Here is a 10,847-nt window from a genome sequence, read left to right as displayed (position 1 = left end):
CCGCCCCGAGACAGATCGGAACCGTCACCATGCGTTTGGTCGTTGGATATCTCGCCACCCCCAGCGGGGAGGACGGTCTTGCCCTCGGGGTGCAGCTCGCCCGCAGTCTCGGCGCACAGCTCGACATCTGCATGGTGCTCCCGCCGGACCGGACGGTCCCGGCGAGAGTTCCGGCAGAGACCGGCTACGACGACATCCTCGCCTCTCGTGCCCAGCGCTGGCTGGACGAGGCGAAGTCGTCGGTGCCGAGCGACATCGACGTGGACGTCCACCTGAGCTTCCACGAATCGTTCGCGCAGGGTCTCATCGACGAGGTGTCCCGGCTGGGGGCGCAGGCGATCGTCGTCGGCGCCGCCGGGGACGGCCTGCTGGGGCGGCACTCCGTCGGCTCCGTGTCGACGGAACTGCTGCACTCGGCGCACGTTCCGCTGGCCCTCGCGCCCCGCGGGGCGCGGCACTCCTCCGCGAAGAAGATCCGCGAGGTCACCTGCGCGCTCGGGACCCGGACCGGGGCCGACGTGCTGCTGCGGACGGCGGTGCGGACGTGCGAGCGGATGCAGACCCCGCTCCGCCTCGTCTCCCTCGTCGCACTCGACCCGCAGAACGACCTCCGCGATCACCGGGACACCCCCGACGACATCCGCGACCGGGCCGTCGCCCACGCGCAAAGCACCCTCGAAGCGGCGAAATCCGCTCTTCCCGAAGACTTTCCCGTGTCCGTCACGATCGCCGACGGATCCTCCGTGGAATCGGCGGTCCGCACACTCGACTGGCAGGACGGCGACCTCGTGATGGTCGGCTCCAGCCGGCTCGCCCAACCTCATCGACTGTTCCTGGGATCCACCGCGGCCAAGATGCTCCGCGTCCTGCCGGTGCCCATGGTGGTCGTCCCCAAGCAGGAGTTCGAAAACAGTGAGTAAACCGTCCGCGACACCCGCCCCGGATCCACGCTCGTTCCCGACCGGAGGTTCAGACATGACGAACAGCGAAGGCGCGCCGGCGTCGGCCGACGGCGCCGTGAGCGCCAAGGGGCTGGCCACCGGTGCGGTCGGGACCTTCTCCGGGGCGATCCTCGGAATCTCCTCCGTGGCACCGGGTTACACGCTGACGGCCAGCATCGGACTGATCGTCGCGGCCGTCGGATTGAAGATGCCCGCCATCTTCATCGCCGGCTTCATTCCCATGTTCCTCACGGCGTACGCCTACCGTGAGCTCAACTCCGAATCACCCGACTGCGGTGCGTCGTTCACGTGGTCGACCAAGGCGTTCGGTCCGTACGTCGGCTGGATGTGCGGCTGGGGCATGGTGATCGCCACGATCATCGTGCTCTCGAACCTCGCGGCGATCGCGGTCCAGTTCTTCTATCTGTTCATCGCGAAACTGTTCGACGCCCCGAGCATCGCCGACCTCCCCGGCAACAAATTCGTGAACGTCGGGACGACGCTCGTGTTCATCGCCCTGGCCACCTGGATCGCCAGCCGCGGCATCACCACCAGCGAGCGCCTGCAGGTCGCGCTCGTCGGCTTCCAGATGGTGCTGCTCATCGCCTTCGCGGTGGTGGCACTGGTTCACGTCGGCAACGGGTCCGCCCCCGCCGGGCTCTCGTTCGACCTGAGCTGGTTCAACCCGTTCACGGGACTGGCCCTCGGTGCGTTCGTGATCGGCCTGACGGGTTCGATTTTCGCGTTCTGGGGCTGGGACACCTGCCTGACACTGGGCGAGGAGTCGAAGAACCCGAAGAAGACCCCCGGCCGCGCCGGACTGCTGTGCGTCGCGACGATCCTGCTGACCTACCTGCTCGTGTCGGTCGCGGCGATGATGTATGCGGGCGTCGGCGAGGACGGTCTCGGCCTCGGCAACCCGGACAACTCCGAGAACGTCTTCGGCGCCCTCGCCGATCCGGTTCTCGGCAACTGGGGCGGCATGCTGCTGTTCCTCGCGGTGTTCGTCTCCTCGGTCGCGAGCCTGCAGACCACGTTCCTGCCCGCCGCGCGCACGATGCTGGCCATGGGCGCCTACGGCGCGTTCCCCAAGAAGCTCGCCGATGTGTCGCCGCGGTTCCTGGTGCCGTCCTACGCGACCGTCGTCGCCGGTGTGGTGACCGCGGTCTTCTACACCGTCGTCACATTTCTGTCCGAGCGCACGCTGCTCGACACGATCGCCGCGCTGGGCATCATGATCTGCTGGTACTACGGCATCACCGCGTTCGCCTGTGTCTGGTACTTCCGGGGCCGGTTGTTCACGAGCGTGCGCAACGCCGTCTTCCGGTTCGCGTTCCCGCTGCTCGGCGGGCTGATGCTGTTCGCCGTGTTCGTCATCTCGATCGACGAGAGCATGGACCCGGAGAACGCGAGCGGTGCGTCCATCGGCGGAATCGGCCTCGTCTTCTTCCTCGGCTTCGGCATCCTCCTGCTCGGCGCCGTGCTGATGATGATCATGCGGTTCAGCAGCCCCGCCTTCTTCCGCGGCGAGACCCTCAACCGCGACACGTCGGCGTTGCGGGACGAGGGTGATCTCACGGCTCGATCGGAGCCTGCGCCACCAAGCCCGCGATAAGCGTCCGCAGCCCGAACTCGAATGCTGCATCCGCCCGTCCGGGGTTCGGCCCGGACGTGGCGAGGGCGGCCAGCATGGCCTCGTTCGCCTCCGGGGCGGTCGCCCAGACCACTTCGGGTGCGGCGAGGTCCAGCGCCGACCCCAGCACGAAGCTGTCGACCGTCGTGATGGCGTGCAGAATCTCCTCGGGCGTGAAGCCACCGTCCGAGAATGCCTGCGCCAGCGCGTTGTACAGCCCGAACGCCACACCGGACTGCACTGTGTGCGCGGTGAACAGAGGAATCAGCCGAGGATGCTCGGCGTAGTTGCGCCGATACTCGCGCGCCAGGCCGGCCACCGTCTCGCTCCACTTGCCGTCGGGGTCCGCCACCACGATGCCCGCCATCATGCGGGCACGCATCAGTTCGATGATCTCCGCCCTCCCGGACACGTGGTTGTACAGCGAGGAGGGCCGCACCTTCAGCCGTTCGGCGAGACCCGGCATCGTGAAATCACCGGTGAGGTCCACCATGCGCATGGCAGCTTCGGTGATGATCTCCGGCGACAGCAGTCGCTGTGATGGCCGTGGCATGGGTGCCCTCCTGGTCGGTGTGTGTCACCGGCGACCAGGGCGGATACCGAAGGAATCGAATTCGTCACGCCCCACCCCTTGATCGCCGAGCATTCACCCACCATACTTAACGAATCCAATTCGTTTTAGGCGCTCGCCGAACCGAACATCCGAGGAAACACAATGTTGACGATTACCGCCCTCACCCCTCCCGAGTCCCTGTCGAGGACGCGCGAGACGGGACGCACCCCGCTCCGTGTCGGCCTCGTCCAGCACCGCTGGCACGAGAACGATCAAGATCTGCGGGCCGAACTCGACGAGGGCATCGCCGCGGCAGCGAAACTCGGGGCGCGCGTGGTGTTCCTCCCCGAACTCACACTGAGCCGCTACCCCGCGTCGACGCCGGGTGGCGACAACCCGGGACGTACCGCCGAGGACCTCCTCACCGGCCCCACGTTCACGTTCGCCGCCAAGGCCGCCGCCGAACACGGCGTCCTCGTCCACGCCTCGCTGTACGAGCGGAACGACTCCGAGGACGGCGTGCAGTACGAGGACGGACTCGGTTTCAACACGGCCATCCTCGTCGCCCCCTCCGGCGAACTGCTCGCGCGCACCCGCAAGCTGCACATCCCCGTCACCGCCGGCTACTACGAGGACACCTACTTCCGGGGCGGTCCGGCCGAGAACCCGTACCCGGTGCACGAGGCGCTGGACGGTGTGAAGCTCGGACTGCCGACGTGCTGGGACGAATGGTTCCCCGAGGTCGCCCGCGCCTACTCGCTCGGCGGCGCCGAAATCCTGGTGTACCCCACCGCGATCGGCTCGGAGCCCGACCACCCGCAGTTCGACACCCAGCCGCTGTGGCAGCAGGTGATCGTCGGCAACGGCATCGCGAACGGCACTTTCATGGTAGTGCCCAACCGCCACGGCAGCGAAGGCCTCATCACGTTCTACGGCTCGTCGTTCATCTCCGACCCCTACGGCCGGATCCTCGCGCAGGCCCCGCGCGACGAATCCGCGGTCCTGGTCGCCGACCTCGACCTCCAGCAGCGCGAGGACTGGCTGGCCCTGTTCCCGTTCCTGGCCACCAGGCGCCCCGACACGTACGGCGTCCTCACCGAGCCGGTCGATCACGCCTCCCCGTTCGGGAGGGCCTGATGACCTGGCGCATGCCCGCGGAAGGCGAACTGCACGAACGCACCTGGATGGCCTACCCCAGTGAGGGCTACTCCCTGGGCGACACCCCCGAGGAACATCACGAGGCCCGCACCACGTGGGCCGAGGTGGCGCACGCGGTGGCCCGGTTCGAGCCCGTCACCGTCGTCGTCGACCCCGGTCAGGTGTCGGCGGCCGAGGAGTACCTCTCCGCGGACATCGACATCGTCGCGGCGCCGCTGAACGACGCCTGGATGCGCGACATCGGCCCCACGTTCGTGCTGTCCGAGGACGGACGCCTCGGCGGTGTCGACTGGATCTTCAACGGCTGGGGCGGCCAGGACTGGGCCCAGTGGGACAAGGACTCGAAGATCGGCGCACTGGTGGTCGAGCGGTCGGGGGCGGAACTCGTCGACTCGCCGATCGTCAACGAGGGCGGCGGCATCCAGGTCGACGGCCTCGGCACCGTGCTGGTGACCGAGACCGTGCAACTCGACCCCGGCCGCAACCCGGAACTGTCGAAAGCCGACATCGAGGCCGAGCTCGCCCGGACGATCGGTGCCACGAAGGTCATCTGGCTGCCGCGCGGACTGACCCGGGACCAGGACACGTACGGCACGCGCGGGCACGTCGACATCGTCGCCGCCATCCCGTCGCCGGGCGTGGTCCTGGTGCACGATCAGCGCAACCCCGAACACCCCGACTTCGAGGTCAGCAAGGCCGTCATCGACGTGCTGAAGCAGACCACGGACGCCCGCGGTGAGTCGTGGGAGATCATCACCGTCCCCGCGCCGACGGTCCTGCGCGACGAGGAGGGTTTCGTCGACTACAGCTACATCAACCATTTCGTCGTCAACGGCGGCGTCATCGCGTGCAGCTTCGACGATCCCGCGGACGAGGAAGCGGTCGCGATCCTGTCGGCCGCCTACCCCGGACGCACGGTCGTGTCGGTCGACGCCCGCCCGCTCTTCGCGCGCGGCGGCGGAATTCACTGCATCACCCAGCACCAGCCCGCTGTGCGCTGACGCGCCCGTGAGTACTTGTCAACCGCGGGCGGTTAACAAGTACTCACGGGCTAGCGGCGGCGACGCATGTAGTCGCTGACGACGGCGGCACCGAGACCGTCCAGCCCGGGCGCCACGACGCGTCCGCCGACCCGCTCGGCCATCCGGTCCACCACCCGCGCGAGACCGGGATCCTCACCGAGCCGGAAGAACGTGACGTGAGCGCCGAGGCGGGCGAGGGTGTCGAGTTCCCGGACCGTCAGACCGAGGGTCCGGGCGCTCGGCGGGTAGTCGAAGTACGCGAAGCCGTCCGGCTCGAGGTGGGCCGTCGGCTCACCGTCGGTGACGATCAGGACCACCGGCTGGGCGTTGGGGTGCCGGCGCAGATGCCGGGCCGCCAGCAGCAGCGCGTGGTGCAGATTGGTGCCCTGGTCCCACGCGCCGTCCAGGCCGGCCAGCTCCGACGGCGTCAGCACCTGCGCGTGCCTGCCGAACGAGATGAGCTGCAGTTCGTCGCTGCGGAAGCGGGTGCTCACCAAGTGGTTCAGGGCGAGAGCGGTGCGTTTCATCGGCACCCACCGGCCCTCCATCACCATCGAGAACGACGTGTCGACCAGCAACGCGACCGCCGCCTGCGACCGCTGCTCGGTCTCCATCACCTCCACGTCCGCCACCGACAACCGGACCGGGACGCGACCGCGCTCGACCGGATCGGATGCCGCCCGCAGCACGGCGTTGGTGATCGTGCGTGTGACGTCCCACGGCTCGGTGTCACCGAACGCCCACTCGCGGGACGCGCCCGTCGGCTCCCCCATCGACCCGGCACGGCGCGTCTCCCGTTGCCCGCCACGCGAAGACAGCTGCTGCGCCACGTCCCGCAGAGCCGTCTGACCGAGTTGGCGCATCGCCTTGGGCGACAGGCGCCACTGGCCGTCCGCCCCGCGGTCGAAGAAGCCCTGGTCTCGCAGGGCCTTCTCGAGTTCGGCGAGGGTCTGCGCATCGGCCGCCGCCTCGTCGCCCAGTTGCCGGGCCAGAGTCTCCGCGTCGATGTCGTCGAGTTGTGCGCCCGCGTACTGCTGCGACAGTTGCTCGGCGAGCGACTCGAGTTCCGCGATGTCCTGCAACGCCCCGGTGCCCTCGCCCAGGCCCATGCCGTCGTCGCCGCGGAACCGCTGCGAGCCCTGCCAGTCCTCGCCGGGGCGCGCGGCCTGCAGATGCTGGTCGAGGCGGTCCAGCTGTCCGATCAGCGACGGATCGCCGAACGCCTGCTGCGCCAGCGCATCCAGTTCGTCGCGCTGCTCCTGCGACAGCGAGTTCCGCAGGCGCTGCGCCGCCGCCGCCCGCTGGGCCAGCGAATCGAGCAGTTCCTCGACGTTTTGCGGGTTCTCGGGGAAGTACTCGCCGTGCTTGTCCATGAACTCGTCGAACTGTTCCTGCGTGTCCTCGCCGCGCGAATGCTTGTCGAGCAGGTCGTTGAGGTCGGCGAGCATCTCCCGGATGCGTTCGCGGTCTTCTTCCGTGGCACCCTCGAGGGCCTGTTTCATGCCGGCGAACCGCTGGTCCAGCATTTCGCGGCCCAGGAGGTCCCGGATCTTCTCGTAGTCCTCGCGTGCTTCCGAACTGCGCCAGTCGTAGTCGGCGAGTTCCTGCACGGCCTGCGCGGTGGACGACGACAGTTCCTCGAGGCGCATCTCCGAGAAGCGGGCGTCGTCGTCGAGCGCGCGGGCCAGCGTCTTGCGTTCCTCGAGCACCGCGCGGTCGAGGAGTTCCCGGACCTCTTCGAGTGTGCCGTTCAGGTTGTTCCGCTTCAGCAGTTCACGGCGACGCCGATTGGCCTCGGCCGCAAGTTCGTCCAGGCCGCGCATGTCCCGGTTGCCGCGCCGGAGCATCTCGCGCAGCGCCTGCCGCGGCGACGTTCCGGCGAACACGTCGTCGCCGATCGCGGCCAGGGCCTCACGCAGGTCCACCGGCGGCGCCAGCGGATCACCGCCCTCGTACGGCCCGTACCGCGCGTTGTGCGGTCCGCGCTCCGCCTTGCGGGACATTACGAATACACCGTCTGCCCGTTGATGTCCGGGTTCTTCGAGATGCGCCGCGCCAGGTACAGGCCTTCGAGGGCGAACTCGGCGGCCGCGGCCCGCTCGCCGTCGGACTCCGCGCCCAGACGCTCGGCCAGCTCGTCGAGGACCTCGAGTTCGGGCAGCTCGTTCAGTAGTGCCTTCGCCGTGATCCGTTCACCGGTCACCACCGGGTCGCCCTGTTCGACCGCGTCCACGAGTTCCGCCAGGTCGATGCCGCCGAGCCGGGTGCGGACGGTGTCGGCCGTCGCCCGCCGGAGCAGGTGCTCGAGGACCTCGATTTCGCGCCCTTCCTCACCGGATTCGAATTCCACCTTGCCCCGCAGGACGTCGACGACGGTCTCGAGGTCCACCGGCCGCGCGACCGGGTCGGCTTCACCGAGCACTGCGCCGCGATGCACCGCAGCGGCACTGACGGTTTCGGCACCTGCCACCGCGAAGCGGGCGGACACACCCGACCGCTGATCGACCGACGTCGACTCGCGGAGCAGACGGGTGAACCGGGCCAGGATCTCGAGGAGGTACTCGGGCACCTCCGCGGTGAGGTGCGCTTCCTGGAGGATGACCGCGACTTCGTCGTCGAGCCGGGTCGGGTAGTGCGTCCGGATCTCGGCGCCGAACCGGTCCTTCAGCGGGGTGATGATGCGACCGCGGTTCGTGTAGTCCTCCGGGTTTGCGCTGGCCACCATCAGGACGTCCAGCGGGAGCCGGAGAGTGTATCCGCGGACCTGGATGTCGCGTTCCTCCATGACGTTGAGCAGCGACACCTGGATGCGTTCGGCGAGGTCGGGCAGTTCGTTGATGGCGACGATGCCCCGGTGCGCACGGGGGACGAGCCCGAAGTGAATGGTTTCCGGGTCGCCGAGACTCCGGCCCTCCGCGACCTTGACCGGATCCACGTCGCCGACGAGGTCCGCCACCGACGTGTCGGGGGTCGCGAGTTTCTCCGAATACCGCTCGCTGCGGTGCCGCCATGCGACGGGGAGGCTGTCGCCCAGTTCCTGTGCCCGGCGGATGGACGCCGGGGTGATGGGCTCATAGGGATGCTCCCCGAGTTCGGAACCGGCGATCACCGGGGTCCATTCGTCGAGGAGCAGATTGAGGGTGCGGAGGAGGCGGGTCTTGCCCTGACCACGTTCGCCGAGCAACACCACGTCGTGACCCGCGATGAGAGCCCGTTCGAGCTGTGGTTCCACCGTCTCCTCGAAACCGACGATGCCGGGCCACGGATCACGACCGTCGCGTAGGGCCGCGAGCAGATTCTCGCGGATCTCTTCCTTGACGGTGCGTTGAATGTGGCCCGACTCGCGGAGCTCGCCGACGGTGGAAGGTCTGTGTTCCGATGACGTCACCACTCCACGCTACGAGGGTTCGAGCGAATCGGCACGCGGTTAACGCGCGCCGACCCGCCCGGGTCAGTCCTCGCGGCGCAGCGGGAGCAGTTCGCGGACCTTGCGGTCGCGCAGGTACAGACCCGCCCAGACCGCGATGCCGACGTACACCGCGAACAGCACCGTGCTGAACAACGGCTTCTCGACGCGCCAGTTGGTGAGCACCGCCCCACCGAGGTATCCGGTGAGCAGCACCGCACCCAGCGGGGCCGTTCGCGGCACCAGGTAGAGCGCGGTGCAGATCAGCAGCACGATCCCGATCGGGACGATGATGTGCATCGGCAGCCCCAGTTCGGCGGCCGAGTCCTCTACCGGTCCGATCTTCAGGAGCTTGCCGACGGCGTCGAAGAGGAGGAAGGCGCCGACAAGGCCGCTGAGGACCCAGCCCACCTTGCGTGCGGTTCCCGACTCCACCGTGACGGGAGTGACGGTGGCGCTCACGACTGGTGTCCCTGTGCCGCTGCGGGATCCATCCACATGACCTCCCAGAGGTGACCGTCCGGGTCCTGGAAGCTGCGGCCGTACATGAATCCCTCGTCCATCGGTTCGTTGGAGAACGATCCGCCCGACGCGAGCGCCTTGTCGGCCAGGGCGTCGACGGCCTCGCGGCTGTCCGCGGAGATGCAGAGGATGGATTCGGTGGTCGTGCCGGCGTCCGCGATGGCCTTCTTGGTGAAGGTGGAGAAGAACTTCTCCGTCAGCAGCATGACGTGAATGTGCTCGCTGATCACGATCGACGACGCGTTCTCGTCCGAGAACTGCGGGTTCCGCTGGTAGCCGAGCGCCTCGTAGAAGGCTGTCGACGTGCCGAGGTCCTTCACGGGGAGGTTCACGAAGATCATGGTGGGCATCGAATTCTCTTTCCGTCGGTGAAGTGGAGCCGATTCGGGTGAGGAGCCGTGCGACCTTGTGGAGCAGATCACGTACTAATGTTGCAAAAAGAAACCTATTGATGTCAATAGGCAACTTCGGTCTATAGTTGAAACCATGGCACGGCAGGCATACGGGCAGTACTGCGGACTCGCGCATGCCCTGGACATCGTGGGACAACGCTGGGCACTGCTCATCGTCCGAGATCTCCTGGTCGGACCGCGGCGATATACGGATCTCAAGCAGGGCTTGCCGGGCATCCCGTCCAACATCCTGTCGGCGCGCCTGAAGGAACTCGAGGACGCCGACGTGATCGCGCGCCGCGCGCTGCCCCGGCCGTCGAACGCGGTGGTCTACGAACTGACCGACTACGGCAGCGCTCTGGAGGACGCAGTGAAGTCGCTGGGCCGGTGGGGCGCCCGCACTCTCGGCGAACCCGACCCGGACGATGCCGTGACCGTCGACTCCATGGTGATGGCGCTGCGGTCGACATTCCACCCCGACGCCGCACGGGACGTCACCCTCACCTACGAATTGCGGCTCGGGCCGATCGTGCTGTCCGCCCGCATCGACCGCGGCGCACTCGAGGTCTTCGAGGGCGCAGCCGACCGGCCCGACCTCGTGATCGAGACCGGGCCGGCGGTGAAGGCACTGATGGCACGCGAGATCACCCCGGAGGACGCCATCGCCCTCGGCAGTGTGTCCGTCACCGGCGACCCGGCGCTGCTCGCCACGTTCGCCGACGTCTTCAGCATTCCCTGAGGGTCCGTCTACGCGGCGACACCGCACGAGGTCATGGCATCCAACTCGTACCAGGCGCAACGGTAGCGCTCGAGTGTCACCGGATCGGCTTCCGCCAGAAGAGAATCGAGCAGGACTCGCGGATCCTCGAGCCAGGCCCGGACCACGTCCGCGACCGCGCGGTTCGAGAACAGACCCGACCCGGGGAGCGCAGACACCCACTCGTCGATCGCTCCCCGGTGAATCCGCTCGACGGCCTCCCGACGGAATCCGCCGTCGACGAAGTCGAGGGAGAACATGGCGGCGACGACATCACCGGTGGTCAGCTGTACGACGTTCATGGTGCGGCACCTTCCTGGAGTCGGGGGCTGTTCTCGGACGTAATCCGTTGGAACAACTGGTGATGCAGACGCTAATCGTCGATTGTGTGAGTTCTGTGATGCTTCTCTGAGATCTCAGCCGCGATGCCCGCCTGCCGTGATCGCCGAGCTTCTACACTCCG

At 67.8% G+C, this 10,847-nt stretch carries 11 protein-coding genes; 5 read left to right on the top strand and 6 right to left on the bottom strand.

The window, feature by feature from the left end; genetic code table 11:
* Positions 1 to 29 precede the first annotated feature (29 nt).
* Positions 30 to 920, top strand: a complete 891-nt coding sequence (locus tag CJ177_RS01140; RefSeq protein ID WP_095867123.1) for a universal stress protein — start codon at positions 30 to 32, stop codon at positions 918 to 920.
* A gap of 55 nt (positions 921 to 975) precedes the next feature.
* Positions 976 to 2,556: an APC family permease gene (locus CJ177_RS01135; RefSeq protein ID WP_095867122.1), complete on the top strand. Its 1,581-nt coding sequence runs from the start codon at positions 976 to 978 to the stop codon at positions 2,554 to 2,556.
* Here CJ177_RS01135 and CJ177_RS01130 read toward each other — a convergent pair.
* Entirely contained in the window at positions 2,516 to 3,127 is a 612-nt protein-coding gene (locus CJ177_RS01130; protein ID WP_005238594.1) for a TetR/AcrR family transcriptional regulator, read from the bottom strand. The genes CJ177_RS01135 and CJ177_RS01130 overlap by 41 nt on opposite strands.
* A 162-nt stretch (positions 3,128 to 3,289) precedes the next feature.
* Between CJ177_RS01130 and CJ177_RS01125 the strand changes: the two genes are divergently transcribed.
* A complete protein-coding gene (locus tag CJ177_RS01125; protein ID WP_005238592.1) occupies positions 3,290 to 4,264 on the top strand; it encodes a nitrilase-related carbon-nitrogen hydrolase in 975 nt (324 codons plus the stop codon).
* Positions 4,264 to 5,286: an agmatine/peptidylarginine deiminase gene (locus CJ177_RS01120; protein ID WP_061699652.1), complete on the top strand. Its 1,023-nt coding sequence runs from the start codon at positions 4,264 to 4,266 to the stop codon at positions 5,284 to 5,286. Before CJ177_RS01125 ends, CJ177_RS01120 begins: the two co-directional genes overlap by 1 nt.
* Positions 5,287 to 5,336: 50 nt before the next feature.
* Here CJ177_RS01120 and CJ177_RS01115 read toward each other — a convergent pair whose 3' ends face one another.
* The 4 genes from CJ177_RS01115 to CJ177_RS01100 form a co-directional block, all read right to left on the bottom strand.
* Entirely contained in the window at positions 5,337 to 7,310 is a 1,974-nt protein-coding gene (locus CJ177_RS01115) for a VWA domain-containing protein (protein WP_061042652.1), read from the bottom strand.
* Positions 7,310 to 8,695, bottom strand: coding sequence for a sigma 54-interacting transcriptional regulator (locus CJ177_RS01110; protein ID WP_005238585.1), 1,386 nt, complete (start codon positions 8,693 to 8,695; stop codon positions 7,310 to 7,312). Before CJ177_RS01110 ends, CJ177_RS01115 begins: the two co-directional genes overlap by 1 nt.
* Before the next feature lie 63 nt (positions 8,696 to 8,758).
* On the bottom strand, positions 8,759 to 9,175 hold the full coding sequence (locus CJ177_RS01105) for a DoxX family protein (RefSeq protein WP_025432097.1): 417 nt from the start codon (positions 9,173 to 9,175) through the stop codon (positions 8,759 to 8,761).
* A complete protein-coding gene (locus CJ177_RS01100; protein ID WP_025432096.1) occupies positions 9,172 to 9,585 on the bottom strand; it encodes a VOC family protein in 414 nt (137 codons plus the stop codon). Before CJ177_RS01100 ends, CJ177_RS01105 begins: the two co-directional genes overlap by 4 nt.
* Before the next feature lie 136 nt (positions 9,586 to 9,721).
* Between CJ177_RS01100 and CJ177_RS01095 the strand changes: the two genes are divergently transcribed.
* On the top strand, positions 9,722 to 10,366 hold the full coding sequence (locus CJ177_RS01095) for a winged helix-turn-helix transcriptional regulator (protein ID WP_005238579.1): 645 nt from the start codon (positions 9,722 to 9,724) through the stop codon (positions 10,364 to 10,366).
* An 8-nt stretch (positions 10,367 to 10,374) separates the two neighbouring features.
* Here the strand turns inward: CJ177_RS01095 and CJ177_RS01090 are convergent, their stop codons facing one another.
* Entirely contained in the window at positions 10,375 to 10,686 is a 312-nt protein-coding gene (locus CJ177_RS01090) for a hypothetical protein (protein WP_095867121.1), read from the bottom strand.
* Positions 10,687 to 10,847 lie beyond the last annotated feature (161 nt).

Source organism: Rhodococcus sp. ACPA1, from assembly GCF_002300195.1.
In the GTDB taxonomy this organism is placed as follows: Bacteria; Actinomycetota; Actinomycetes; order Mycobacteriales; family Mycobacteriaceae; genus Rhodococcus_F; species Rhodococcus_F opacus.
This window is presented reverse-complemented; position numbering and strand designations above follow the sequence as displayed.

Bases quoted from the DNA above. Each gene is read 5' to 3' on its own strand.
- CJ177_RS01140 (WP_095867123.1), top strand. From the start codon at position 30: ATGCGTTTGGTCGTTGGATATCTCGCCACCCCCAGCGGGGAGGACGGT.
- CJ177_RS01135 (WP_095867122.1), top strand. From the start codon at position 976: ATGACGAACAGCGAAGGCGCGCCGGCGTCGGCCGACGGCGCCGTGAGC.
- CJ177_RS01130 (WP_005238594.1), bottom strand. From the start codon at position 3,127: ATGCCACGGCCATCACAGCGACTGCTGTCGCCGGAGATCATCACCGAA.
- CJ177_RS01125 (WP_005238592.1), top strand. From the start codon at position 3,290: ATGTTGACGATTACCGCCCTCACCCCTCCCGAGTCCCTGTCGAGGACG.
- CJ177_RS01120 (WP_061699652.1), top strand. From the start codon at position 4,264: ATGACCTGGCGCATGCCCGCGGAAGGCGAACTGCACGAACGCACCTGG.
- CJ177_RS01115 (WP_061042652.1), bottom strand. From the start codon at position 7,310: ATGTCCCGCAAGGCGGAGCGCGGACCGCACAACGCGCGGTACGGGCCG.
- CJ177_RS01100 (WP_025432096.1), bottom strand. From the start codon at position 9,585: ATGCCCACCATGATCTTCGTGAACCTCCCCGTGAAGGACCTCGGCACG.
- CJ177_RS01095 (WP_005238579.1), top strand. From the start codon at position 9,722: ATGGCACGGCAGGCATACGGGCAGTACTGCGGACTCGCGCATGCCCTG.
- CJ177_RS01090 (WP_095867121.1), bottom strand. From the start codon at position 10,686: ATGAACGTCGTACAGCTGACCACCGGTGATGTCGTCGCCGCCATGTTC.